The following is a 26,540-nucleotide window of genomic DNA, read 5'->3' on the forward strand; positions in this document are numbered from 1 at the left end:
CATACATAAAGATTTTCGTGATACAAAATAAGAATCCTTCCTGCTGACAAAAGAAGAACTATTTCGTCATAAAGTGAAACCTTTCAGCATTATTCACTTACATACGAATAGAAAAGCGGCAAAATATTTGCCGCTATTTTGATGTTGAAAACATCCCAAAACTTCTTTTAAATAACTCCCACCAGCTCGCTGCAGCAACATCTTCTTTTGCTACAATTGTTTGTTTTAATAAAACATCTTTATCTTTTTTAATAACAAGTGTACCAAGCGCGTCACCTTTTTTAATCGGTGCTTTTACTTTCTTTTCAGCAATTACTTCTTGTTTTACCTTGTCCATATTCTCGCCCTTCTTCATAAGAAGAGAAACATTATCTGACGCAACTAAATCTACTTTTTCTTTTTTCCCTTTTCCTACTTGAACTGTCTTAATTTTTTCGCCGCGCGTATACAATTTCTTTGTCATATATTGTCCAAATGCATAGTCAAGAAGCTTCGTCACTTGGTTGTTCCGTTCTTTTGATGTTGGTGCTCCCATGACAACTGAAATGACACGCATGCCATTTTTTTCAGCCGATGCTGTTAAACAATATTTCGCTTCTGTCGTAAAACCTGTTTTTACTCCATCTACGCCAGGATAAAAACGTACTAGTTTATTCGTATTAACGAGCCAAAACTTTTTATCCGTATCTTCACGTAAATAATCTTCGTACTTACCTGTGTATTTACGAATAAGTGGATACTTCATCAATTCTCTCGCCATTATAGCCATATCATTTGCTGTCGAATAATGGTCTTTGGCCGGAAGACCTGTTGGATTTTGAAAATGTGTATTTTTCAGCCCTAAATCTTTCGCCTTTTTGTTCATCATATTTACAAATCCTTCTTCTGAACCTGCGATGTGCTCGGCTACTGCAACAGATGCGTCATTTCCAGATGCAATTGCAATACCCTTTAACATCTCATTTACAGTCATCTCTTCCCCAGGTTCTAAAAAGATTTGCGATCCACCCATTGAAGCTGCATGTTCACTCGCTCTAACTTTATCGGTCAGTTTTAGTTTTCCTTTTTCAACTTCTTCCATAATTAAAAGCATTGTCATAATCTTTGTCATACTAGCAGGTGGTAATTTTTCATTTGGGTTTTTATCAAATAAAACTCTACCTGTATCTTGCTCAATTACGATTGCTGACGACGCTTGTTCCGCTAACTTCGGCGTTGTTTCTTCTGTTTTCTCCTGCTTCGTTTTTTCAGATTGCGCAAAACTCACTGAAGTTCCAGAAAGCAATAACATGAAACAAACAAGTATTCCAAAAACTCGCTTCATGACTAACCCTCCATTCTATATCAGACCTATTTTTTCCAATTCCCCCTTTTTTAATACCAATTTTTTCTATTATTTTCAGTTGACAAATACATTCGTCCCCTATATTGTATTAAGTGTATTACACATAGTAGTACACTTAATACATATGAGGAAGGAGACATTGCTCTTGCATATTCAACTTGACCCAAGAAGCAACACTCCGATATGGGAACAAATTGTTCAAAATATAAAAGAACTCGTATTGAAAAGCATGTTGGCTCCAAGTGATAAACTTCCTTCTGTACGCGAACTCGCTTCTTTACTCGTTATAAATCCAAATACAGTGAGTAAAGCGTATCAAGAGTTAGAGAGACAAGGAATTATTGAAACGTTACGAGGAAAAGGAACATTTGTATCCCAATCGATTACCCCAACATTAGACGAAAGGAAAATCGCTATGGTTGAAAAGCAATTTCATCAATTACTATTAGAAGCCTCTTATCTTGGTGTTACGAAAGATAAAATTCATGATTGGATAGATTCATACTATAAAGAGATTGGAGGAAATACGGATGCTGAAAGTGACAAGCTTGAAGAAAACAATTGATACTCAAACAATTTTAGACGATGTTTCTTTCACATTACAAAAAGGTAGTATCATCGGGTTACTTGGAAGAAACGGCGCGGGAAAAACAACTTTATTACGAACGATGGTCGGCATTTTAGACCCAGACGAGGGAACTGTTACATATGAGGATATCGACATTCATAAGAATCCTGAAACGAAACAAAAAATCGTATATGTTCCGGATTCTACTAACATACTGAACGGTTATACAGTAAAAGAAATCGTGAAGTTTTATAAAGCAGTTTATACAGCTTTTGATGAACCATATTTCTATGAACTACTAGAACATTTCAACTTACCAAATAAACGAATTCGTAGTTATTCAAAAGGAATGAAAGCACTGCTTGCCATCATTTTAGCTGTTGCTGCAAAAGCAGAATATATTATTTTAGATGAACCAACAAACGGACTTGATCCTATCGTTAAAAGACAGATTTTACAGTTTCTCGTTGGAGAAGTTGCAGAAAAAGAAATTACCATTTTCATCTCTACCCATCATTTAGATGAAGTGGAACAAATTGCAGATACAATCATTATGTTAAAAGGACATACTGTAGCATCTATTACGTCACTAGACGATGCAAAATCACAATTTGCAAAAATACAAGTAGCTTACGAGCGTTCATTACCTCAAAAACTAGAAAACTTAAGCAATATTAAAATATTAAATCAAACAGGAAAAGTATATACAATCTTAATTGAAGGAAATGTGACTACAACACTCGAGAAGTTTTATAAAGAACAACCACTGCTCATTGAAGAATTAACAATGTCACTTGAAGATGTCTTCGTTACGACACTGGAGGAGGATGGATATGTTTCATAAAGCGTTATGGATGTGGAATTGGAAGCGTGGGAAATATGCTGCGTTACTATTCTTCTTTAGTTCGCTTTATCTTCTATCTCTCGGATACTATAGAAGTGCTCAGATGGAACTCGATAAATATTACGAATTACAAGAAAAAGGGGAACAGTATTATTATTTTTATACCTTTTCTGCACGAGATGGTAATAGTTTTTGGTTAACTGTTCTTATCATTGCTTTAGCCTGCTTATTGATAGGATGGGAACGTAGCAACCAATCTAATACACTACTTATGACGATGCCATTTAAAAGAAAACATGTTTTCTTATCTAAATGGGCTTTCGGTTCCTTCTGTATTGTGAGCTCGTTACTTATAAATTGGATTATTATGTATGTTATTTATAGAACAACTATCCATTTTGATTATCAATCATTTAGTCCACTTCACCGATACTTTCTTTATGCGATAGTTTCTTATGTTGCAGTCTATACAGCTGCTCTATGTATCGGTACTTTTACTGGAAGTATTGTTTCACAGGTCATTTTTTGCATTCCATGGCTACTAATGGGCCTTACATTTATTCCACTAGTGTACACTTTTACACTAAACCATTTAGAGGCTACCGATACTAAAAATAATAAATTAGATCAACAACTATATGAAATCAATCAAAAAACAAATATAGTTGTACCAATATATCGCTTTTCTATTGATTATAACTATCAGCCAGATTCTCGGAAGAGGGACAACGATCCAACTACTTTAAGAAATCCAGCATCTCACGTATATTATTCAGCCAAATCAATGTTAGTCCCTATTTTCTATACAATATTTTATTTACTACTTGGGACATATTTATATGTGCGTTCACCAAATGAAAATAGTCAAAGGATATTTATTTTCCAAAAACATTTAAAAATATGTATATGGGGGACAACCATTTACTTTTCATTACTAGGTGGCTATAAAATCAATCAATTTTATTTCTTACCTAACTACTATATCAGTTTGTTTCTCGCTGGAATCATTACTTATGTTGTATTATCACGCCTAACAAATTATAAAGTTTTTTAAAGGAGAGATCCTATGTTTCAAAAAGCACTATGGCTAAGAACGTATCAACAAAGTAAATATGTTGTATGGTTATTTTGGCTCGTCAGCTTCTATAGTTTGTCATATAAATACTATATGACTTCTATTCAACAGCAACACTTTCTAAATGACAATAAAAAATGGAACTATGTATATCATTATCACTTTGATTTAACACTTTTAGATCCTATCATGCTGTTAGGTAGCATACTGACCATTCTAGCTTGTACGTTAATTGGATGGGAAAGACAAAATAACGCTAGCGACTTGTTATGGTCTATGCCCTTTAAACGTTCACACCTTTATATAACAAAGTGGTTGTTTGGAATCTGTAATATCGCCGCTGTTGTCATTTTAAACTGGGGGCTATTTGCTATTATGAAAAGGTTGACTTTTCATAATAAATATCAAGTATTTTCACCGTTTCATAGTTACTTTATATATATGTTAATTGTATTAATCGCTATTTATACACTTGCCTTATGTATAGGAACAATCGCTGGAAATGTGATATCGCAAGGATTTCTTACTGCAGCTATATTAATCTTCCCAGCGTTACTTCCATCTCTAATATCAGGAGTCATTGCTGTTCACTCGAGTGCCGACTTTCATGAGAACAATGGCATTATACATGATGTTATGGAAAACATACGTATTTCTAGTCCAGCAGAAGATTTTACTATTAACTTTAATTATGATCCACAAAGCGCTTATACTGATCAAAATGGAGTACGTCATAACGAACCAAACTTTACAAAGATTCCGCCGGCAAAAACATTGATTGCACCTATTGCACATATACTTATTTTATTACCACTCGGTATTTATTTATATGCCCGTTCAATCAATGAGCGAAATGGTAACTATCTATTATATCCAAAGTTACAAAAGTTAGTAATGGCATGCGCTATTTTCTTTGGTGGGATCGTTGGAGGTTTAATACTAAGTCGCGCGCACTCATTGTCCAGCTTTTACATCGGATTTTTAATAACTAGTTTCATTACGTATTTCTTCCTACCTAAAATATTAAAATGGAAAGTCTCTTGGAATTTCAAATAAAATAACCTCCTCTCGATGAGGAGGTTATTTCACATTCTCTCTCCTATCCCCATACACCATCTCTTCTTTCATTCCAAATCCATCACCATTTTGCACAATTTGCTCTGTCGGGGCAACTACACTTTCGGCAATTTTCCATTCCCCACGCTCTTTTACGAATACTTGTAGAAAATAGTTCATGCCATCTAATTGATATGCATTTTCTTTTTTCACATTATAGTGAATCGCAATGTAGTACACTTGAATGTTTTCTTTCCCTATTTTTGATACGTATTGCGATAGTCTCGGTATATAAAGTGCTGCTTTCTGAAAAGATAGTTGCTTCGCTTTAACAAGCGATGAACTTGTTACATTACGTAATGTGTCCCGATTACGAATATTATCGCTATGGTGGAATAATACTGCGTTTTGCATAGAACGAACCCATAATTTCGAATATAAGACTGTATTATCATTTTCAATGTACTTCACTTCTTTTCGCACTACTTGGATAGGCGTATCTGCGTACGTGAATGTTTGAAAACAGAAAAAACCACCAAATAAAATGGTAAGTGCAGCAATATATTTCATAATCTTTCCTCCGATCTTTTAATTAAAGTATCGGAGTTTCAAAATATTTTTATTCAAAAGAAAAAGGATAGGAATGCTTTCGCTTCCTATCCTCATTTATTATAATACGCGGCCAAATAGTTCTAAGACCATTTCTATTTCTTGGTCGCTCCAACCTTTAAATCTCTCTTTATAATATTCTTTACGCACAGCTTCAAGTTTTTCAGTTACTTCTCTTCCGTGCTCTGTAATTTCTAAGTACACGATTCGACGATCTGAATTAGAACGTTTTCTTTCTACTAATCCTTTTCGTACGAGACGATCTGTAACAGCTGTAATATGACTGGAGGTTACGTTTACTTCACTCGCAATTTGCGAAGCCATCTGTGGACTGTTTAAAAATAACGCACGTAATACAGAAAATTCATTATATGGCATATGTTCTGCAAAACGTGTATTAATATCATTTTGTAATAAACGTATCATTTTTCGAAATGATGCAGATAAATCTAAAATCAGCGTTTCTCTTTTTTCGTTCAATAGCCTCGTCCCTTTTTTATCATATTTACACATATTATAATCTATAAATACCTATGTTGTATATGCTTTCTTTCCTCAACATTCTCATTTATGTAACTTTTTTCATATAAATTTCTTTTTTGTTCACACATATACATATAAAAAGGATGGTGATGGAAAATGCAGGGTGGAATGAATCCTTATTTACACAACGTACGCACTGCTAATACTGGTAAAGAAGCTACTATTACTGTACAAGGAGAAGGTGTTGTAAAAGCAAAACCGAATGTTGTTATATTAACACTCGGCATTCGAACAGATGATAAAAATGTAAAACAGGCTCAAGAAGAAAATGCAGTGCAATCCAAACAATTGTTGGATGCACTTAAACAGCTTGGTATTGCCGATAAAGATATAGAGACGATTTCTTATACAATTACTCCTCAATACGAATATGTAAATGATAAAGCCTTGCTGCAAGGATACCGCGTGGAGCATTTGTATGAAATTACCGTTTTAAATGTACAAAAAGCTGGGGAAGTATATGATATAGCCGTTTCAAATGGTGCAAATGTAGCAAAAGGTTTACGTTTCCGAGTATCTCATCCAAATAAATATTATGAGCAAGCTCTCATTCAAGCTCTGCACCAATCAGTAGAAAAAGCTCGTGCTATTGCGAGTACATATAATTTAAATATTAATCCTGTTCCCCTCTCATTCGTTGAAGAATCTGCCCAATTACCAAGGGAGGTTACGTCTTATGCTACTTTACATGCGCAAGCAGCTCCACCCATTCAATCGGGAGAGTTAGAAATTATTTCAACAATACGGGCAATTTTTACGTATTTATAAATAATTTCATTTATAAGTAAACGTTATCATTTTCCTTGTTGTAAAAACATGATGTTCTGATATAATAAAGGACGGTGAGCTCTTACGAAAGAGATATCACGGGTGGGAGAGGGATATGAAAAAGAAGGTTTAACATGAAAGGAATACTTGAAAGAACATTTAAATTAGGTTTACACGAAACATCACCAAAACAAGAAGTTTTAGCTGGAGTTACGTCATTTTTCACGATCGTATATATTATGATTGTAAATGCATCAATTTTATCCGATGCTGGCATTCCTCTTGAAGCTGGAATTTTAGCAACTGTTTTCAGTTCATTTGTCGGATGTCTACTCATGGCATTTTGGGCAAATGCACCTGCTATTCTTGTCCCTGGTATGGGTGTAAATGCATTCTTCACGTACACAGCTGTGCATACGCTTGGACTAACTTGGCAAGAAGCATTGGCTGCTGTCTTTATCTCTGGTATTATTTTTGCAATTGCCGCTTTTACACCAATCGCTCGCGTGCTATCAGTATCAATTCCAAAGTCATTAAAGGAAGCAATTACTGTCGGCATCGGATTATTTTTAGCGTTTATCGGATTGCAAAAAGGTGGCTTAGTCGTTTCGAACCCAAATACTGCTGTTGCAATGGGTAAATTAAGTAACCCTGTCGTTCTTGCGACCGTGCTTACTCTTATCGTTGCACTTGTACTATTTATTCGTAACGTACGTGGAAACTTTTTATGGACGATTGCAATAGGAACTGGTATTGCATGGCTATTTGGCCTTGTTGATACAAGTCAAATCGGAAATAGTTCATTCTCATTCGCTAATTACGGGGATGTGTTTGGAGCTATGTCATTTGGCAAACTTTCTTCCTTACCGTTTTGGATTGCAACATTCTCCTTAAGCATGGTGCTTATTTTTGAGAACATGGGACTTCTGCACGGTTTATTAGAAGATGACCGTAAATTCCCACGTGCTTACCAAGCCAATGCAATTTCAGCAATGACATGTGGTCTATTTGGCACAAGCCCTACCGTATCAACAGTAGAGAGTGCCGCAGGTATTACTGCAGGCGGAAAGACAGGTCTGACGTCTATCGTTACGGGGTTGTTATTCTTTGCATCATTGTTTGCACTTCCGTTTGTCAAACTAATTCCTGATAGTGCCATTGCACCAATCTTAATTATTATTGGCGGCCTGATGATTACAAGCATTCAGCAAATTCCTCTGAACGATTTTTCAGAAGGATTTCCAGCGTTCTTAATTATCGTCATGATCCCGCTCACATATAGTATCGCTGATGGCATTGCGTTCGGATTTATTGCTTACCCTATCTTAAAAGTTGCTCTTGGAAAGCGTAAAGAAGTCGCACCATCTATGTATATCATTACATGCTTATTCTTAGCTATGTTTGTATTACATGCTATTGGTTGAAAAAAAACACCGAGGAAATCCTCGGTGTTTTTTTACTTAAACCATCCTTTTTTATAAAACCAGGCCATCATTCCGCCGCCAATTAATGCCATTAGAAGAAGACAAATAAAATAACTATATTGTCCACCAAGCTCTGGCATATGCGTAAAGTTCATTCCATATACTCCCGCAATAAATGTTAATGGCATGAAAATAGTCGAGAATACAGTTAATGTTTTCATAATGTTATTCATATGATGTGAGTTTAATGAAAAATAACTATCCCGAATATCCGCCGTTAACTCTCGACTTGCCTCAATCATTTCCGTAAGTTTAAGTAAATGATCATGTATATCTTTAAAATAAATCTCATGATCACTTATACCGTAAAAACGAGTGGAATTCAAAATACGATACAATAAATCACGCATTGGAATAATTGTACGTCTTAACTTAGATAAATCTGCCCTAATATCAAATACTTCTTCTAGTACGGCTCCTGCTGTCTCACCTGTTAAATTATCATCAATCGCATTTAAATGATCTTCAATGTAATATACAGGTGCGAAATAATCATCTACAATTTGATCAGTGATCGTATGTGCTACATGTAAAGGTCCTTTCTTAATCCGCCTCTTCTCACCAAGTGTTTTCCATACTCTTTCAATTGCATTATTATGAGAAAAATGGAAAGAAACAATATAGCGATCACTAACAAACAAATCAATTTCATGTGGTTCTAGCCCATCTTCTCCAAACGCGTGAAGAACTAAAAAGTTATATCCATCATAAAAATCAACTTTTGGCCTCTGTACGTATTCTAGACAGTCTTCAATTGCAAGGGGATGGAACTTAAAATGGTCTTGCAGAATATATGTATACTCTTCTTTCGTTGGCTTATATAAATCTAGCCAATACCATACAATATGGTCTTTCTTTGTTTCTTCTAGAGAAACATCATATAATACTTCATCTGTTTTTGTTACTGCACAAATTCTAATCATAATTTCACCCATTATTATTATAAACAAAAAATAGTAAAAAAAGCCAAGGAGAAATCTCCTCAGCTTTTTTTATTACTTCGTTACGATACCGTGTACTAAAGTTGGTGCATCTACGTGTTCTTTAGAGATCTTCATGTTCTCATAAATTTTCGCTTTTACATCTTCAACATTTTCGCGGTTTGCGTAAATTGTAACGAGAGATTCACCTTGCTTCACGCTATCGCCTACTTTTTTGCGCAGCATTAGACCAACTGCTAAATCAATTTCAGACTCTTTCGTTGCACGTCCTGCTCCTAAAAGCATTGCTGCTGTTCCGATTTCGTCTGCAACGATTTCTGATACATATCCGTCTTCTTTCGCTTCCACTTCAATTTTAAATTGTGCTTGTGGCAATTTAGAAGGGTCATCAACAACAGATGCGTCACCGCCTTGCGCTGATAAGAACGTTTTAAATGATTCTAGCGCTTTTCCGTTGTTCATTACTTCAATTAGCTTTTCACGTGCATCTTCTAAAGATGAAGCTTGTCCAGCAAGGTACACCATTTGACTTCCAAGTGTTAAACATAGCTCTTCTAAATCTTTCGGCCCTTTACCTTGTAATGTATCAATTGCTTCTTGAACTTCTAATGCGTTACCGATAGCTTCACCGAGTGGTTGACTCATATCAGAAATAACTGCCATCGTATTACGACCAACGTTATTACCGATACGTACCATTGCTTCTGCTAAACGTTTTGCATCTTCATCCGTTTTCATAAATGCACCTGCTCCAGTTTTTACATCAAGAACAATTGCATCTGCACCAGCAGCAATTTTTTTACTCATAATCGAACTTGCAATAAGCGGAATTGAGTTTACTGTTGCTGTTACATCACGAAGTGCATATAGCTTTTTATCAGCAGGTGTTAAGTTACCACTTTGGCCGATAACAGCGATTTTGTTTTCATTTACAAGACGCATGAATTCATCGTTTTCAATTTCCACATGGAATCCTGGAACTGCTTCTAATTTATCAATTGTACCACCAGTATGTCCTAAACCGCGTCCAGACATTTTCGCTACTGGTACATCTAAAGCAGCTACTAATGGACCTAATACAAGTGTCGTTGTATCACCAACACCACCTGTTGAATGCTTATCTACTTTTACACCTTCAATAGCCGATAAGTCGATTGTATCACCGCTATTTACCATTGCCATCGTTAAATCAGCACGCTCTTGATCGTTCATATCTTGGAAGAAAATTGCCATTGCAAGTGAACTTACTTGATAATCAGGAATATCACCATTCGTATATCCTTCAACAATAAAGTTAATTTCTTCTGTCGTTAATGCATGTCCGTCACGTTTTTTTGCAATTAGGTCCACCATTCTCATTGTGAAGTCACCCCTTCATTTGTTTTACGATTGCTTTTACTAATGCTAAGAAGTTAGCTTTAACACGTTCTGTCGTTTCAATTACTTCATCGTGGTGAAGTGGTTGATCTAAAATACCAGCTGCCATATTTGAAATACAAGAAATACCTAATACTTTCATACCAGCGTGACGCGCTACAATTACTTCAGGTACTGTTGACATACCAACTGCATCTCCGCCAAGTGTACGAAGCATACGAATTTCAGCAGGTGTTTCATATACAGGACCTGTCATTCCTACGTATACACCTTCTTGTACTTTAATATTTAAGTCTGCTGCAACTTGTTTCGCCATTTCGCGAAGTTCTACTGTATATGATGTAGACATATCAGGGAAACGTACGCCCATTTCAGAATCATTCGGTCCGATTAATGGATTCGTACCCATGAAGTTAATGTGGTCTGAAATTAACATAAGATCGCCTGGCTCAAATGATGTATTTACACCACCAGCTGCGTTTGTTACAACTACTGTTTCTACACCTAGTTCTTTCATAACACGAACTGGGAATGTTACTTTTTGCATGTCGTATCCTTCATAGAAGTGGAAACGTCCTTGCATTGCTACTACTGTTACACCTTGAAGTGTACCAAATACTAGTTGACCTGCATGGCCTTCTACAGTTGATACTGGGAATTCAGGGATTTCACTGTAAGGTACTGTTACTGCATTCTCAATTTCGTCTGCTAATACACCTAGTCCTGATCCAAGGATTAGTCCTACTTGTGGTGTCTCTTGAAATTTCTCTTTTAAGTATGAAGCTGATTTTGTAATAAGTTCACGATTCATTTGTTTATCCCCCTATTTCTTTAGCTCGTTTAAGAAGCTTGTTCCGTATTCTGGCATTTTCACACCGAAGTTTTCTGCTACTGTTGCACCAATATCAGCAAATGTTTGACGAAGTGGTAACTCTTGTCCGCCTTCTTTCATGCTTGGGCTATATGCTAATAATGGTACATATTCACGTGTATGGTCAGTACCAGGGTGAATTGGATCATTACCGTGGTCTGCTGTAATTAATAATAGATCATCTTCTTTTAGTTTTGCGAATACTTCTGGAAGACGTGCATCATATTCTTGCAGAGCTTCTCCGTATCCTTGTGGATCACGGCGGTGGCCGAATAATGCATCAAAGTCAACTAAGTTTAAGAAGCTAAGACCTGTAAAGTCCATATTTAATGTATCTACAAGCTTATCCATTCCATCCATGTTAGACTTCGTACGAAGTGATTCAGTTACCCCTTCACCATCATAAATATCAGAGATTTTACCAATAGCAATTACATCGTAGTCACTATCTTTTAATTCGTTCATTACTGTACGGCCGAATGGTTTTAATGCATAGTCATGACGATTTGGTGTACGTGTAAAGTTTCCAGGTTCACCAACGAATGGACGAGCAATAACACGACCTACCATGTATTTCTCATCTAATGTTAATTCACGTGCAATTTTACAGATTTTATATAACTCATCAAGTGGCACTACTTCTTCGTGTGCTGCAATTTGCAATACGCTATCAGCAGAAGTATAAACGATTAAAGAGCCTGTTTCCATTTGCTCTTGACCAAGTTCATCAAGAATCTCAGTTCCAGAAGCTGGCTTATTACCGATAATTTTACGGCCTGTTTTTTCTTCTAATTCATCAAGTAATTCTTTTGGGAATCCTTCTGGGAACACTTGGAATGGTGTATCAATGTAAAGGCCCATGATTTCCCAGTGACCTGTCATTGTATCTTTACCAGTAGATTTCTCTTGCATTTTTGTGTAATATCCAAGTGGTTTCTCTACTTTAGAGATACCTTTCATTTCTCGAATGTTACCAAGACCTAATTTCACCATGTTAGGCATTTGTAACCCATTCATATGTTCAGCAATGTGACCAATTGTGTCAGATCCTAGATCACCAAATTGCTCAGCATCTGGTGCTTCACCGATTCCCACAGAGTCCATTACGACTAGGAATATACGTTTATATTTATTCATAACTGCGACCTCCTATAAGTTCAGTTCTACTTCTTGTAGTATGTTCAAAACGCTATAAAGTGAAACTGTTATCCAAAAGAATTCTCATTGTCAAACAGTACTTCTTTAAATCATTTTCTAACCTATTTCGTTTACTTGAAACGATTCAAAAACATTTCTAGTTTTTTCTAAGTCAGATGTCAGACATCTGATACTGATATCATAACATGTTTACGCTTTCTTTTTAATACATTTTCGTAGAATTTCTCATTTTCTTCACACTTCTATTGTAATCCATTCTGCAACGAAGTGCTAATTTTTTTATGATTTATTTCTTCATATTAAAAATAAAAAGTAGCTCTAAAGAGCTACTTTTTATTTTACTTCTATTGTTTCTTCTTTATGTTCATGCAATTCGCCTTTTCTTACATGTACTTTCACGTTGTAAGCACCGTTCTCTTTGAAAGTATGTTTCGTTTCATACTCTCCTTTATTCCCTTCTTTCGCTGGAATAAATTCGTGTTTTTCAACACCATCTTTCCAAATCTCTAGTTGTACTTCAGCACCAGTTAATGCTTCTTCTTTTTGCTTTAAATGAACTTTCATTGTAGATTCAGCATTTGCCTTTATGTCTCCAGCCATAAGATGGATCATTGTGTCACTTTTATGATCTCCATGTCCTGCACTGTGATCACTATTTTCTTTTTTCGCATCTTCTACTTTCGCATTTCCTACAGCAACTTTCACTTCTGGCATAACGTGCATTTCACGTGCATTTGTGTGAGCAATAATATGGTATACTCCATCCGTTTCGAATGTTTTCTCTACTGCATAAACACCTTTTCCTTTATGCTTACCATCTAACATCTCGTGCTTTTCGTCGCCACCTTTCCAAATTTCAAACTTTACATCATCGGCATCCGTTACTTTTTCTTTCCCTTGTGTAACAAGTGCTTGTACTTCTGTTTTTTCACCTGGTTTAATTTCTTTCGGATTTGTTTGGACTGCTACTTTTACAGCTTCAAGTTTCTGTTCTTTTTTCGGTTCTTCTTTGTTTGTATTACAGCCAGCCAACGCTAGCATCGCGATAAATAAAGTTATAATCAGTTTTTTCATCATCATTTCCTCCTTTATACTTTATTTAGTATAGAGGAAATACATTGTAATATTCCAGTCTTCTGCTGAAAACAATATACGAAATGTTTGTGAAGTTTCTGTGAAACGGTCTTCCCCTCTTAATCTATGAAAAAAAGAGCATAGTAACTATGCTCTCGGATGAAACTGTTTATATACATCTTTTAATCTAGTTTTTGAAACGTGCGTATAGATTTGCGTAGTTGAAATATCTGCATGTCCAAGCATTTCTTGTACAGCACGTAAATCTGCTCCATTTTCTAATAAGTGCGTAGCAAACGAGTGACGCAACGTATGAGGTGTAAGTTCTTTTTCAATATTTGCCTCTTTCGCTAATCGTTTTAATATTTTCCAAAATCCTTGTCTTGATAATCGATTACCATGATGGTTTAAAAAGAGTGCATCTACTACTTTTTTCCCCATTAATTCTCTTCTTCCTTTTTCAATATACTTTTGAATCGCTTCCGTTGCTAAACTTCCTAGTGGAATAATTCTTTCTTTATTCCCTTTCCCTATGCAACGAACAAATCCCATCGTTAAATGTACATCTTCTAAATTGAGTGCAATCAATTCTGAAACCCGAAGTCCTGTCGCATACAGTAACTCTAGCATCGCCTTATCACGAATACCAAAAGCACTTGTCATTTTTGGTGTTTGAAGTAACGCCTCTACTTCATCAACTGATAATACCTTTGGTAATTTCCGTTCCCCTTGTGGCGTTTCAATATGTACGGATGGATCGTGTTCTACCGCTCGTTCACGAAGTAAAAATTGGTGGAACGAACGAATTGATGCGATATGACGCGCCAATGTTTTCGAAGATTTTCCGTTCTCTTTTAAATACTGCAAAAAGTTAACAATGTGTAAACGGGTCACTTCATGAAAAGTTTTCGTCTGTTCCACATTTTGCAAATACTTTACGTAGCTTTTTAAATCCCGTTCATAAGATACTACTGTATTCTTTGCTAATCCTTTTTCGACAACCATATAATGAATAAAATCTTTTAATTGATCTTCCACTCTACACTACTCCCCATTTTCATAGAAAAACATCATTCTATTTACGAAAGCATCCTTTGCCGGTTCTTCATTCCCTGATACTTTTTCTACAGTCTCTTCTTTAGGTTTTTCATAACGATGATAGCTTTCATATTCTTCATTTATCCATAGTATAGCGAAATAAAACAAAATCGTACAACTTGTAAATAATAAAAATACTTTTATTCCATCAAAAGTTAATTTTAAAGCTCGGCGCATTGTAAATTCCTCCAAAATATAAGTTATTACAACATATGCCAAGCTTTCACCAATTTATACCTTATTCAAATAAAAAACCTCTTCCTAGATAAATAGGAAAAGGTTATTTTTCATCCGTTTCATTTTCTTGACAATTTTTACAAATCCCATGGAATGTTAAACGATGATCTTTCACCTTAAAGCTCCAGTCTCGTTCTACTTTCCTTTCCACTTCACCAAGTAAATCTTCTTGTATTTCTTGTACAGCACCACATTGTGTACAAATCAAATGATGGTGGAAACGCTGCGCACCTTCTTGGCGTAAGTCATAGCGTGAAACACCGTCTCCGAAGTTAATCTTATCGACAACTTTTAACTCAGATAATAGTTCTAAAGTTCGATAGACGGTTGCTAATCCGATCTCTGGCGACTTTTCTTTTACAAGGAGGTAAACATCTTCTGCGCTTAAATGATCTTCTTCATTTTCTAGCAGCACACGAACTGTTGCTTCACGTTGCGGTGTTAATTTGTAGCTCGCTGCATGTAATTGCTTCTTAATTCGTTCAATTCTTTCTTCCATTCGGTACTACTCCCTCCTCGCCACTCTTACACCATTATATCAGAAGAAGGGCTTCTGTCAAAAGAAAAAACAATAAAAACAAATTGATAATTATTCTCAAAAAGTATTTATTTTTTATTAATAGCCTCAACGACTTCTTTCATTAAAACTGGTGATGCGTAAGCCTCCACACTAGAAGCAAGTGCTAACACCACTCCAATTACGAGAAAGAAGCATGTATAACGGATTAATAATGGTAATAGTGGCTCGGTTATTTTTCTAATAAATTGATGCCTAATCATCCGTAAAGAAAAACTTGCAGCAATGGTTGTCATAACGAGAAAGACTGGAATGATAATTAAATTTTGTGGCAAAACAGATACAAATGCTAATAATAGTCCATTCCATCCATGCTGACTTACTAAAAAACCAACTGTAAATCCAACGACAACTCCTTTTACAAATAATAAAATAAAAATAAGTGGTAATCCAATAATTGAAATTCCTAAAATCCAAATAAATCCGATGTATTTTAATTGCGAAAAGTAACTTTCTCGAAACATTTCGCCCGCAATGGCAAATTCTCCTTTAGAGACTTGTCCAAAAAAACGTTGTAAATAAAATGATAAATCTTGTTTTTGATTGATTTGTAAACTATTCACGAGAATGGCTCCGAATATTACTCCCATCAATAATAAAACAGCGTTAAATATATATAATGAAGAGTTTTCCTGTATGTGAGACATTACACGGTCTTGCCAATTTTTTCGCCACATTTTTCTTCCCTCCGTTCACACTCTTATTAAAAATGTATGAAAGAAAGAAAAAAGTATGACGAATTAACATTGAAATTCCGCTCTACTTTGCTAAACTAAAAAGTAGAGAATAGGAGGGATTTCTCTTGAAACCATTATTATTAGATTTTCCAACATTATTTCAAACTGAACGCTTGCAGGTTCGTAAACCATTTCCAGGTGATGGTGCAGAAGTATATGAAGCAATCCAAGCTTCTCTAGAAGACTTAGTACCGTGGATACCAATTAACGCTGAAACAGAAGAGAGTGCTGAAGAAATTGTTCGCGAAGCTCACGGACAGTTTTTACTTCGTGAAACACTTGATTTTCACTTATACGATAAAGTATCTGGTACATTCATCGGAGCAATTACACTAAAGCCTGAAAACTGGGATATTCCAAAGTTTTCACTTCACTTCTGGCTACATAGTGCCTATACAAAACAAGGCTATATGACCGAAGCTGTTAAAGGTGCAATTCAGTTCGCCTTTGATAAACTAGGCGCTAGAAGAATTGAAATTCGTACTGATGCAACAAATATAAATGCATGTAGCTTAGCAGAACGTCTAGAATTCATTCTAGAAGGGACAATGGAAAATGATTTCCTAGCACCAGATGGTAGCTTACGTGATGCACGTGTATATGCAAAAATCAATTAAAAAACACTCGCCTTTGGCGAGTGTTTATTTTTGTAGTTGTAAATATTGTACTGCAAACATCGTCTTCGCATCATGAATACGAAGATCTTTCATAAGAGTAATCGCTTCTTCTAACGATACTTCCATTAATTCCACAAACTCATCTTCATCTAACTCAGCTTTATTTTCTTTTCTTGTCAAACCTGTCGCTTTATATACATATAAAATTTCATCTGCGAATCCTGGAGATGTATAGAAAGAAGTAATGAGCTCCATATTTTCACATACATATCCTGTTTCCTCTTCTAATTCACGAACTGCTGTTACCTCAGGTTTTTCACCAGGTTCTAACTTGCCAGCCGGAATTTCTATAATCGCCTTTTCAAGTGCTTTACGATACTGCTCAACAAGCACAATTTTCCCCTCATCAGTAATAGCAATAATAGCAACTGCACCAGGGTGATTTACAATTTCACGTTTACTCATTGCTCCATTTGGTAATACTACATCATCAACACGAACTTTTATAACTCTACCATCAAAAATTGGCTCAGTTTTTACTGTTCTCTCTGCAAGATTACTCATACTACTTCATCTCCCTGTTCTATTTCCTATTCTTTCCTCATACATTTTACCACATTGAAAGGAGCGTGATAGAAATGAAAGTTTATATTTTACCAAATCGCGTCACTTTAGTCGGAAAAGCATGGCAAATTCGCCATAAGCTAAAGCAATATAGCAAAGAGTATACAACTGTACAAGAGTGGATTACTGCAAATAAAGTGAAACATTAATCATGCTTTTACGGGCAGTTAATGCGAAGCGGAAAGTAAACGTTTGTCAACCTCTTTTCCCTCTCGTACAATAAAGGTAAGGAGGTTGACCTATGAAAAAACGTCAATTAGGAAACTCAGATTTGTTTGTTACAGAAATGGGCCTTGGCTGTATGTCTCTCGGTACATCTGAAACAGAAGCTATGCATATTATCGATGAAGCGATCGATTTAGGAATTAATTTTTTTGATACAGCAGATTTATATGATTACGGATTAAATGAAGAATTTGTTGGAAAAGCCTTGAAGGGAAGAAGAGACCAAATTGTACTTACAACGAAGGTTGGAAATCGTTGGACAGAAGAAAAAAATGGCTGGTCTTGGGATCCTTCTAAAGCTTACATAAAGACTGAAGTAAAGGAAAGTTTACGTAGACTTCAAACTGATTATATTGACCTTTACCAACTTCATGGCGGAACAATTGAAGATCCAATAGATGAAACAATTGAAGCTTTTGAAGAATTGAAAAAGGAAGGTATTATTCGCCATTACGGTATTTCTTCTATACGCCCAAATGTCGTTCGTGAATATGCAAAACGCTCAAACATCGTTAGTGTACTAATGGAATATAACCTTTTAAATCGTCGTCCAGAAGAATGGTTCCCCCTTCTAAATGAACACCAAATTAGCGTCATTGCCCGCGGGCCACTTGCAAAAGGAATTTTAACTGACAATAATGCAAGAAAGATAGAAAGAGTAAAGGAAAAGGATTATCTCTCTTATTCTTACGATGAATTACATGCAACTCTAGCAAGTGTAAAAGAAATGATTGGAGAACGCTCTTTAACAGGAACAGCTATTCAATATTGCTTACATAATAAGACTGTTGCAGCTGTTATACCTGGTGCAAGCTCTCTTCAACAATTACAGGAAAATATACGAGCTAGTCAACAGTTACCTTTAACGAAAGAAGAATATATACAACTTCAAAAGATTGTTAAATATGACACATATGCTTTGCATCGTTAAAAATATCGAATTACCGATAAAACAGAAGACTGTCTCCAGTATTAGGAGACAGTCTTTTTTATAACGTATCATATTTATCAGGATTCGTTCCTACATGTAAATCACGATTCAACGTGTTAATTTGACGTATCTCTTCTTCAGTTAGTGCAAAATCAGAAATAGTAAAGTTTTCTTTAATACGAGATGGTGTAACAGATTTAGGAATTGTAACAATCCCGCTTTGAATATCCCACCTTAATATAACTTGTGCAGGTGTTTTTTCATATTTGTTAGCAATAGCCTGAATGATTGGATGCTGGAATACTTCTCCGCCCCTCATTAACGGACTCCATGCTTCCATTTGAATTTGCTCATCTTGACAATAATTTCGCAACTCAAATTGCGTCAACATCGGATGAAGTTCCACTTGGTTTACCATCGGCTTCACTTTGCAATTTGGTAATAATAGTTCTAAATGATGTTTATGAAAATTAGAAACACCAATCGCACGCACTTTACCTTCTTCATACAATTTCTCTAAAGCTCGGTACGTATCAACATACTTCCCTCTTACCGGCCAATGTATTAAATATAAATCTACATAGTCCATTTGTAATTTTTTCAAACTCTTTTCAAACGCCTCGAGTGTCTCCTCATATCCTTGATCGTCGTTCCATACTTTTGTTGTAATAAATATATCTTCTCTTGGAATTCCTGATTCACGTATCGCCTCTCCGACACCGCTTTCATTTTCATATACAGTTGCTGTATCAATCGAACGGTATCCAACTTCTAACGCTGTTTTTACTGCTTGCTTTACTTCGTCTCCTTCTTTCGCTTTATATACGCCTAGACCAATCATCGGCATTTTCACGCCATTATGAAGTGTAGTTGTTGGAATATGCACAGTCGTCTCCCTTTCATTGTTACATTTTTTATAAGCCACAATTTTATTTCAACAAGATTCATCCCAAAAGTCAAAACATACGTACAGTTTACATAACACTTTTATATAGCTAAAAAATAGCGTGAACTCATTCATTCACGTTATTTTTTCTCCATTCTTTCGCTTTTTCATCCACATTGCGCACAAACTCATTTTTTCCTTCCGTATATAACGCGCCATCATATTTATACTTTTCGGCTAATTCTTTCTTTAAGGTTGCATATGCCTCTGCTTCTTCACAATGAGCCATCATATAATCACGAAATGCTAAATGCCTTACTATCTCTGGATTTCCTTTTTCAAACACGTGTAAATGATACGAGCGTTTTTCTTCAGTTCCATGAATAAAATATCGGCGTCTTGAAATACCATTTTCCCCTTTTACGATGTAACCAAGCTCTATAAATCGTTCATTCCACCCATCTACTCTTTCGATATTTTCTACTTCCATGATCATATCAATAATAGGTTTAGCTGCCAGTCCGGGAACTGACGTACTTCCAATATGATAAATTTTTACCGTTTCTGGCATCGCTGATTTTAATCTTTTAGCCTCCATTTGAAATTTTTCACTCCAATGGTTTTCATGTGGAACAACGACAATTTTTCTCATGCTAACTCCCCTTTTCTTACAAGCTCGTCAAAAAATGATCAGTGGTATTTCACTGATCATTTTTTTATTATTTAAAGTCTTTCCAAGTAAGGTTACTTTCACTTAGCAGTTCTTCAAATGATTTATTCTTTTCACGTTCTTTTTGTTCTTGGCGCTTTCTTTCCAGTTCAGCTGCCTCTTTTTCCTCTTCCCTCACTTGCAACTCTTTCTTCTTACTCTTTAATTGTTGCATGAGTGAATCATTTAATTGATCGCCTAATGTAAGTGTTTCTTTCTTTGGTTGATTCACTTGTGATTGTCTTTGCATTTGTCTTTGTTTCTTTTTCTTCATGCTACTCACCTTTTACTTTTTTCTCCATTATAGTAGATACACAATGAAATCGACAATAAAAAAGGGTCTTTACTCTATTATTCACTTTTTGTAAATATGTTAATTTTTCGAAAAGACTAAATTTTTATGTAGCTATAATCCTATGAATCTATTAAAATTATGTCGTATGATGTCAGATTATAAAAAAGGAGAATTATATTATGTGGAAAAAAATTATTCCTGCCGTTGCTGTTTTAAGCACCATTACTTTTTCAAGCGTATTTGCCGCTCCCCCATCTCAGAATCCAGCTGAACAAAACCGCTACATAGACGTACAAATGCTTGGTATTAATGATCTCCATGGACAACTAGATACTGTTAAAAAAATCAATAATAAAGAAGCTGGTGGCGCTGATTACTTAGCTACTTATTTAAAAGAACATAAAAAACAAAACCCTAATACACTTCTCGTACATGCTGGTGATATCGTCGGAGCTAGTCCACCAGTTTCAGCATTATTACAAGATGAACCGACGATTGAATTTTTAAATGACTTAAAATTTGATGTCGGTACAATCGGGAACCATGAATTTGATGAAGGCATTGATGAAATGAAACGCCTCATTTACGGTGGATATCATGAAAAAACAGGAAATTTCAAAGGGGCTAACTTCCCCTATGTAGCTGCTAATTTCTATAACAAATCAACTGGCCGCTTATTTTTACCACCATTTACTGTAAAAATGGTAGATGGTGTTCCTGTAGGATTCATTGGGATTGTTACAACTGATACACCAAATGTCGTTATGCCTACGATGCTTAACAATGTACAAATTACTGATGAAGTAGAAGCAATTAATAAATCAACACAACAATTAAAACGCCTCGGCGTTAAATCTATCGTCGTTCTTGCTCATGTCGGTGGAACAACCGATGAGTCTGGGGTAACAAATGGCGATCTTACTCGAATTGCAAATGAAACAGACCCAGAAGTTGATGTTATTTTCGGTGGACATAGTCATACGTATGTAAATGGTACAGTAAACAATAAACTAATTGTCCAAGCAAATTCATACGGAATGGCTTTCTCAGACGTCGATGTAACAATTGATCGTAAAACAAAGGATATTGTAAAGAAAAAAGCTGAAGTTGTTACAACGTATCATGAAGGTGTAGAACCTGATAAACAAGTAAAGAAAAAACTAGATCAATATAAAGAAAAAATCGCACCACTTGTAAATGAAGTGGTCGGAAAATCTACAGCACCTATCGACCGTAAACAAAATGATGCTGGTGAGTCCACTCTTGGAAATTTAGTTGCCGATGCTCAGCGTCAAACGATGCAAACTCAAATCTCCCTCATGAATCCTGGTGGCATTCGTAATGACTTAGATGCTGGTGATATTACGTGGGGTGAGTTATACGGCATTCAACCTTTTGGAAATCAATTGATTAAAGTAGATTTAACAGGTCAAGACATTCGCGATATTTTAAATCAGCAATGGCAAAAAGGAACAACAAGAATGCTTCAAATTTCAGGTATTCAATATACGTGGGATGCAAATAAACCAAACGGTGAAAAAGTTACAAATATACGTTTAACAAACGGAGAAGAATTATCTCCATCTACAACGTATAGCGTAGTTGCAAATGCCTTCTTAGCTTCTGGCGGTGATGGATTCGTATCATTTAAAAATGGTAAAAATGCAGAAACTGGGCCAAACGACTTTGAAGCGTTAGTCAATTACGTAAAACAATTAAAAGAACCAATTCAGCCAGTTATTGATGGAAGAATTCAAAAAGTAAATTAAGTGTTTCTCTAATAATAAATTTCATTTTTCACGTATAAAGGATTTGTACTGATCCTCTATTTTATACGTAATATACATCATAAAAAGGATACTCGTTCTTCTAATGAACATAGTATCCTTTTCTTTAGTTATCAAAATGTGATGTTTTGTCAACTTCATATTGCTGTAAAAATTGTTGCAACGCCTCTTCTACAAGTTTAGATTTTTGAATTCCTTTCGATTCTGATATAAGGTCCAATCTTGCTAATATTTCTGTATTAATAGAAAAGGTTCGTCTCTTTTTCTCTGTACTTTTACTCACAATTGGTGCAATTACTTCTTCTCTTTTTCTTAATAACTCATAAATACTTTGTAATTGCTCATAAATTAATAATTGATAATCTGTTTTCTCATATTGAAGGGCGGTCGCTTCTTGGAGTTGTAAGTGACGTGGTTCTTCTCCATCTCCTACAAAAATACGTTTCTTCTGCTCTCCATCATATTCGTATCCAATCAATCTTAATTTCTTCGATAATGTATACGGGCTTATTTCAAGACGTTTTGCTATAATAGCGATGGATTCACGTCTATTTAAACCATCTATAATTTCTCCAATCGTCACAATTTCCCTCCTCCCGTGTTGAAATGACACTAGTATGGTATGTTACAATGATTTTCTAACAGTATATGCAAAATGAAGAGCCTGTGCGATTCATACGATTTCACAAAAGGAGGTTTTCAATATGCTTTTTCGTAGCTACACCCCTCAGTTCTATAACGAAAACAAACAACTCATTCCTAATAGTATCGCTACGATAGAAAGCGTTATGATTAATAATCGAAAACAAACTCTCCTTATGCGTGGACAAAACGTAGAGCAACCTATTTTATTATGCTGTCACGGCGGACCTGGGATGGCACAAATCGGATTTATTCGCCATTTTCAAAAAGAATTAGAGAAGCAATTTATTGTTATTAATTGGGATCAGCGCGGAGCTGGTAAATCCTTTTCAATGAAAGATTTCGGAGCAAATTTCACAATCGAACAATTCGTTTCCGATGCAAAAGAAGTGATTCAATATGTACTTAAAAAGTTCAACAAACAAAAACTATTTCTCGCTGGTCATTCTTGGGGAAGTATTATTGGGCTTAACATAGCACATCAATATCCAAAGTATATCGAGGCTTACATCGGTATTGGGCAAATTGTACATATGAAACAAAATGAAGAATTGCTATATCAACATTTAATTCATTCTGCAAAAAAACATGATCATAAAAAAGCATTAGCTTCCCTTTTAAAATTAGGCAAACCACCATTTTTAGATACGAGACGTCTCATTATTCAAAGAAAGTGGCTTGGCACATTTGGAGGCGCAATCCAAAACGGATCTTCCTTTTCTTTCATACGAAAAGGTTTCTTTTCTCCCGAATATACGCTATTAGATTGGTTCAAGTTTCTCGCAGGAAATTTAAAATCTGGCATTTTATGGGAAGAAATGCTGACAATCGATTTCTTTTCTTCTATCTCAAGTTTATCTATTCCAGTTTATTTTTGTTCTGGTCGCTATGATTATCAAACTCCTTATGCACTCGTTCAGGAATATTGCGATATTATTGAAGCGCCTATAAAAAAGATGATTTGGTTCCCAAATTCAGCACATTCTCCTGATTTAGAAGAACCAGAATTATTCGCTAATTCTTTACAATCAATTAAACAAGAGCTAGCTTTTCAGCATTAGTAACAAAAGGCTCTTTTACATTTCATAGAAAACATTTTATAATAATATGTCGCAAGTATGTATAAACATAGCAAAATGTTTCATATTTACTTGTCTTAACAGAATAAAAATTTAGGGAGATTACATTTATTATGAACGCTGTACTCGTCGCAGTAGCAATTATGCTATTGCTTAGTTTGTTACGTGTCCAGGTCATTGTCGCCATCATTGTTGGAGCTTTAACAGGCGGACTTATCGGCGGACTCGGTATTTCAGAAACGATTAACACTTTTACAACTGGTCTTGGAAACAGTGCTCCAATCGCTTTAAGTTATGCAATGCTTGGTGGTTTCGCTATTTCCCTTTCCAAAACAGGACTTCCAGATGCTATGATTCAAACTGCATTAAAATGGATTGGCAATGAACAAGACACGAAAAAACAAGTTTATTCTAAAATACTTATTTTATTCATTATTTTAACGATGGCTTGTTTCTCACAAAATGTGATTCCTGTTCACATTGCTTTCATCCCCATCTTAATTCCAGCACTTTTAAAAGTATTAAATGAGCTGAAAGTGGATCGCAGACTTGTCACATGTATTATTACATTTGGATTGATTACTCCTTATATGTGGATCCCTGCAGGGTTCGGAAAAATTTATCATGACGTATTGCAAACCAACGCTGCGCAAAGCGGCCTTACATTTGATGTCACACTTATTCCAAAAGCAATGACTATTCCAGCAATCGGTATGATTATTGGATTATGTGTAGCGGTATTCATTACGTACCGAAAACCTCGTACGTATGAAACAGAACAAATTCATACTACCGAAAATGAAATCGTTCCCTATACAAAACGTAGCATTACTTTCGGGTTATTATCTATCATTGCTACATTAACTGTTCAATTAACAACAGAATCCATGATTTTCGGTGCTTTAGCAGGTATTATCGTCTTATCAGTTAGTGGCAGTCTACCACTTAAAGAAGCAGATGCGATATTAACAAGCGGAATGCGTATGATGTCCTTTATTGGCTTTGTTATGATTGCTGCCGCTGGATTCGGCGCTGTTCTTCGAAAAACAGGACATGTTGAATCTCTAGTGCAAACGAGTGCACATATAATCGGAAATAACAAACCACTCGCTGCATTTCTTATGCTCGTTATTGGACTTCTCGTTACGATGGGAATTGGTTCATCCTTTTCAACCATCCCTATCTTAACAACCATTTTTGTACCTCTTTGCATTCAGCTTGGATTTAGTCCAATGGCCACAATTGCAATTATCGGTACAGCCGGAGCACTAGGTGACGCAGGATCTCCAGCATCGGATAGTACCCTTGGACCAACATCCGGTTTAAATGCTGATGGTCAGCACCATCATATATGGGATACATGTGTACCCACTTTTCTACATTACAATATACCGTTACTTATATTTGGCTTTATTGCCGCAATTACATTATAAAAAGGTGCGTATAAAACGCACCTTTTACTTTTTTATTTTTCCTTTTAATTGTTGAAAAGCTACTTTTCCGTTATCTTTGACATAGCTTTCAATTGTCGGTAGTGATGAACCTATCCATTCACACTCTATACTCCCATTCGGTCCAACAATTTTTAATTTATCTGGTATATGTATATTTAGAAATCTCGCTGACCGAATTAACTCAATAGCAATCTGATCACTTGAGGCTACAATTCCATCTATATACGGATTGTTTTGCAATAATGTAATAAATTGTTTATTTGTATACCCTTGTACACATTCTTCTCGATAAGAGATTCCTTCATCCCAAACAGTGTCTAAAAACCCTGCTATATAATCTTCCATTTCTTCACTTTCTTCTCCCTCACCGAAATATGCAAGAAAGTGACACCCTTTCTCTTTTAATAAAGAAACAGCTCTCTGTCCACTTTCATAATAATTTCCATGTGATTGTTGCTCATCGATCACAACAAACGGAAATGGAATTTCTCCTACACTTTTAAAAACTGCTCTCGTCAAAATAACACCTGCAATGTTATTTTGCTTCAGCATATGTATGTATCTATCTTTATTCTCTATATTACAAATAATGATTTGATAGCCTTCTTTATATGCTATTTCCTCAATACAATGTAGCAAAGTGATGTTTGATTGGTTACATAAATTATCTACAAGTAATGCAATTATCGTTGAACTCTCTTTAAATAGTGGCTTCGCTGCACTGTTTGGCCTATAACGTAATTCTTCAATTGCTTCCTTTACTTGTTTTACTGTGTCCTCATGAACGTATCCTTTTTCATTAATAACTCGTGAAACGGTTGCGACTGAAACACCTGCCAATTTTGCAACATCACGTATAGTTGCCACATCGTCACCCCTTAATATGGTAATAGATTACAATTTTACGGTAACCTAAATTACACTATCCG

30 protein-coding genes are annotated in these 26,540 nt (G+C 35.5%); 12 read left to right on the forward strand and 18 right to left on the reverse strand.

Annotation, left to right across the window (positions count from 1 at the left end; translation table 11 throughout):
* Nucleotides 1–133: 133 nt before the first annotated feature.
* Nucleotides 134–1,324 (reverse strand): serine-type D-Ala-D-Ala carboxypeptidase DacF, encoded by a 1,191-nt coding sequence (gene dacF, locus ACUN13_RS01825; RefSeq protein WP_025687572.1) that lies wholly within the window; start codon nt 1,322–1,324, stop codon nt 134–136.
* Between the two features lie 166 nt (nt 1,325–1,490).
* On the opposite strand from dacF, the gene ACUN13_RS01830 reads away from it, so the two are divergent.
* From ACUN13_RS01830 to ACUN13_RS01845, 4 genes are read left to right on the forward strand one after another with little or no spacing between them, the layout of a single operon-like run.
* Complete coding sequence (locus ACUN13_RS01830) at nt 1,491–1,910, forward strand: GntR family transcriptional regulator (protein WP_000548045.1); 420 nt, start codon at nt 1,491–1,493, stop codon at nt 1,908–1,910.
* A complete protein-coding gene (locus ACUN13_RS01835; RefSeq protein WP_000922165.1) occupies nt 1,876–2,757 on the forward strand; it encodes an ABC transporter ATP-binding protein in 882 nt (293 codons plus the stop codon). Before ACUN13_RS01830 ends, ACUN13_RS01835 begins: the two co-directional genes overlap by 35 nt.
* Nucleotides 2,747–3,811 carry an ABC transporter permease gene (locus ACUN13_RS01840; RefSeq protein WP_000468523.1) on the forward strand — a complete coding sequence of 355 codons (1,065 nt, stop codon included), beginning with the start codon at nt 2,747–2,749 and terminating at the stop codon, nt 3,809–3,811. Before ACUN13_RS01835 ends, ACUN13_RS01840 begins: the two co-directional genes overlap by 11 nt.
* 12 nt (nt 3,812–3,823) lie before the next feature.
* A complete protein-coding gene (locus ACUN13_RS01845; RefSeq protein WP_000486538.1) occupies nt 3,824–4,888 on the forward strand; it encodes an ABC transporter permease subunit in 1,065 nt (354 codons plus the stop codon).
* 24 nt (nt 4,889–4,912) lie between these two features.
* Here the strand turns inward: ACUN13_RS01845 and ACUN13_RS01850 are convergent, their stop codons facing one another.
* The gene (locus ACUN13_RS01850; RefSeq protein ID WP_000873774.1) at nt 4,913–5,458 is read right to left on the reverse strand and encodes a hypothetical protein; all 546 of its coding nucleotides are present in this window, start codon (nt 5,456–5,458) and stop codon (nt 4,913–4,915) included.
* Nucleotides 5,459–5,557: 99 nt separating this feature from the next.
* Entirely contained in the window at nt 5,558–5,977 is a 420-nt protein-coding gene (locus ACUN13_RS01855) for a MarR family winged helix-turn-helix transcriptional regulator (protein ID WP_001003307.1), read from the reverse strand.
* Between the two features lie 159 nt (nt 5,978–6,136).
* On the opposite strand from ACUN13_RS01855, the gene ACUN13_RS01860 reads away from it, so the two are divergent.
* Together ACUN13_RS01860 and ACUN13_RS01865 are read left to right on the forward strand one after the other, a co-directional pair.
* A complete protein-coding gene (locus ACUN13_RS01860) occupies nt 6,137–6,808 on the forward strand; it encodes an SIMPL domain-containing protein (protein ID WP_025687575.1) in 672 nt (223 codons plus the stop codon).
* 134 nt (nt 6,809–6,942) lie between these two features.
* On the forward strand, nt 6,943–8,232 hold the full coding sequence (locus ACUN13_RS01865; protein WP_000676248.1) for an NCS2 family permease: 1,290 nt from the start codon (nt 6,943–6,945) through the stop codon (nt 8,230–8,232).
* Nucleotides 8,233–8,264: 32 nt separating this feature from the next.
* Here the strand turns inward: ACUN13_RS01865 and corA are convergent, their stop codons facing one another.
* The 9 genes from corA to spoIIM all read right to left on the reverse strand — a co-directional run bounded on the left by corA (nt 8,265) and on the right by spoIIM (nt 16,272).
* On the reverse strand, nt 8,265–9,227 hold the full coding sequence (corA, locus tag ACUN13_RS01870) for a magnesium/cobalt transporter CorA (protein WP_002026281.1): 963 nt from the start codon (nt 9,225–9,227) through the stop codon (nt 8,265–8,267).
* 60 nt (nt 9,228–9,287) lie between these two features.
* On the reverse strand, nt 9,288–10,592 hold the full coding sequence (locus ACUN13_RS01875) for a pyrimidine-nucleoside phosphorylase (protein ID WP_001243069.1): 1,305 nt from the start codon (nt 10,590–10,592) through the stop codon (nt 9,288–9,290).
* Between the two features lie 7 nt (nt 10,593–10,599).
* A complete protein-coding gene (locus tag ACUN13_RS01880) occupies nt 10,600–11,421 on the reverse strand; it encodes a purine-nucleoside phosphorylase (protein ID WP_001078446.1) in 822 nt (273 codons plus the stop codon).
* A gap of 12 nt (nt 11,422–11,433) precedes the next feature.
* Nucleotides 11,434–12,618 carry a phosphopentomutase gene (deoB, locus tag ACUN13_RS01885; RefSeq protein ID WP_001046079.1) on the reverse strand — a complete coding sequence of 395 codons (1,185 nt, stop codon included), beginning with the start codon at nt 12,616–12,618 and terminating at the stop codon, nt 11,434–11,436.
* Nucleotides 12,619–12,972: 354 nt separating this feature from the next.
* Nucleotides 12,973–13,713 (reverse strand): FixH family protein, encoded by a 741-nt coding sequence (locus tag ACUN13_RS01890; protein ID WP_257115663.1) that lies wholly within the window; start codon nt 13,711–13,713, stop codon nt 12,973–12,975.
* Between the two features lie 147 nt (nt 13,714–13,860).
* A complete protein-coding gene (xerD, locus tag ACUN13_RS01895) occupies nt 13,861–14,751 on the reverse strand; it encodes a site-specific tyrosine recombinase XerD (protein WP_000390088.1) in 891 nt (296 codons plus the stop codon).
* A gap of 6 nt (nt 14,752–14,757) precedes the next feature.
* Nucleotides 14,758–14,988, reverse strand: coding sequence for a YqzK family protein (locus tag ACUN13_RS01900; protein ID WP_001250432.1), 231 nt, complete (start codon nt 14,986–14,988; stop codon nt 14,758–14,760).
* Between the two features lie 103 nt (nt 14,989–15,091).
* Nucleotides 15,092–15,547, reverse strand: coding sequence for a ferric iron uptake transcriptional regulator (gene fur / locus ACUN13_RS01905; RefSeq protein ID WP_000392657.1), 456 nt, complete (start codon nt 15,545–15,547; stop codon nt 15,092–15,094).
* Nucleotides 15,548–15,654: 107 nt separating this feature from the next.
* A complete protein-coding gene (spoIIM, locus tag ACUN13_RS01910; protein WP_013142149.1) occupies nt 15,655–16,272 on the reverse strand; it encodes a stage II sporulation protein M in 618 nt (205 codons plus the stop codon).
* A 155-nt stretch (nt 16,273–16,427) separates the two neighbouring features.
* Between spoIIM and ACUN13_RS01915 the strand changes: the two genes are divergently transcribed.
* Complete coding sequence (locus tag ACUN13_RS01915; RefSeq protein ID WP_000803479.1) at nt 16,428–16,979, forward strand: GNAT family N-acetyltransferase; 552 nt, start codon at nt 16,428–16,430, stop codon at nt 16,977–16,979.
* Between the two features lie 24 nt (nt 16,980–17,003).
* Here ACUN13_RS01915 and ACUN13_RS01920 read toward each other — a convergent pair whose 3' ends face one another.
* Nucleotides 17,004–17,543 (reverse strand): NUDIX hydrolase, encoded by a 540-nt coding sequence (locus ACUN13_RS01920; protein ID WP_000067042.1) that lies wholly within the window; start codon nt 17,541–17,543, stop codon nt 17,004–17,006.
* A 74-nt stretch (nt 17,544–17,617) separates the two neighbouring features.
* Here ACUN13_RS01920 and mciZ point away from each other — a divergent pair, with 74 nt between their 5' ends.
* The gene (gene mciZ, locus ACUN13_RS01925) at nt 17,618–17,752 is read left to right on the forward strand and encodes a Z-ring formation inhibitor MciZ (protein WP_000870302.1); all 135 of its coding nucleotides are present in this window, start codon (nt 17,618–17,620) and stop codon (nt 17,750–17,752) included.
* Between the two features lie 92 nt (nt 17,753–17,844).
* Nucleotides 17,845–18,759, forward strand: a complete 915-nt coding sequence (locus ACUN13_RS01930; protein WP_000747210.1) for an aldo/keto reductase — start codon at nt 17,845–17,847, stop codon at nt 18,757–18,759.
* A gap of 58 nt (nt 18,760–18,817) precedes the next feature.
* Here the strand turns inward: ACUN13_RS01930 and ACUN13_RS01935 are convergent, their stop codons facing one another.
* The 3 genes from ACUN13_RS01935 to ACUN13_RS01945 all read right to left on the reverse strand — a co-directional run bounded on the left by ACUN13_RS01935 (nt 18,818) and on the right by ACUN13_RS01945 (nt 20,628).
* The gene (locus ACUN13_RS01935) at nt 18,818–19,645 is read right to left on the reverse strand and encodes an aldo/keto reductase (protein WP_000547993.1); all 828 of its coding nucleotides are present in this window, start codon (nt 19,643–19,645) and stop codon (nt 18,818–18,820) included.
* A gap of 127 nt (nt 19,646–19,772) precedes the next feature.
* A complete protein-coding gene (locus ACUN13_RS01940) occupies nt 19,773–20,297 on the reverse strand; it encodes a GrpB family protein (RefSeq protein ID WP_025687578.1) in 525 nt (174 codons plus the stop codon).
* Between the two features lie 67 nt (nt 20,298–20,364).
* Nucleotides 20,365–20,628 (reverse strand): YqkE family protein, encoded by a 264-nt coding sequence (locus ACUN13_RS01945; RefSeq protein WP_000727561.1) that lies wholly within the window; start codon nt 20,626–20,628, stop codon nt 20,365–20,367.
* Nucleotides 20,629–20,828: 200 nt separating this feature from the next.
* Here ACUN13_RS01945 and ACUN13_RS01950 point away from each other — a divergent pair, with 200 nt between their 5' ends.
* Nucleotides 20,829–22,418: a bifunctional metallophosphatase/5'-nucleotidase gene (locus tag ACUN13_RS01950; protein WP_025687579.1), complete on the forward strand. Its 1,590-nt coding sequence runs from the start codon at nt 20,829–20,831 to the stop codon at nt 22,416–22,418.
* Nucleotides 22,419–22,542: 124 nt separating this feature from the next.
* Here ACUN13_RS01950 and ACUN13_RS01955 read toward each other — a convergent pair whose 3' ends face one another.
* The gene (locus ACUN13_RS01955; RefSeq protein ID WP_000151931.1) at nt 22,543–23,019 is read right to left on the reverse strand and encodes a ribbon-helix-helix domain-containing protein; all 477 of its coding nucleotides are present in this window, start codon (nt 23,017–23,019) and stop codon (nt 22,543–22,545) included.
* Nucleotides 23,020–23,140: 121 nt separating this feature from the next.
* On the opposite strand from ACUN13_RS01955, the gene ACUN13_RS01960 reads away from it, so the two are divergent.
* A complete protein-coding gene (locus tag ACUN13_RS01960) occupies nt 23,141–24,139 on the forward strand; it encodes an alpha/beta fold hydrolase (protein WP_000898969.1) in 999 nt (332 codons plus the stop codon).
* Between the two features lie 131 nt (nt 24,140–24,270).
* Complete coding sequence (locus tag ACUN13_RS01965) at nt 24,271–25,590, forward strand: Na+/H+ antiporter family protein (RefSeq protein ID WP_000994816.1); 1,320 nt, start codon at nt 24,271–24,273, stop codon at nt 25,588–25,590.
* 24 nt (nt 25,591–25,614) lie between these two features.
* Here ACUN13_RS01965 and ACUN13_RS01970 read toward each other — a convergent pair whose 3' ends face one another.
* Nucleotides 25,615–26,478, reverse strand: coding sequence for a LacI family DNA-binding transcriptional regulator (locus ACUN13_RS01970; RefSeq protein ID WP_025687580.1), 864 nt, complete (start codon nt 26,476–26,478; stop codon nt 25,615–25,617).
* Nucleotides 26,479–26,540: the final 62 nt, after the last annotated feature.

Source organism: Bacillus cereus group sp. Bce041 (assembly GCF_052646455.1).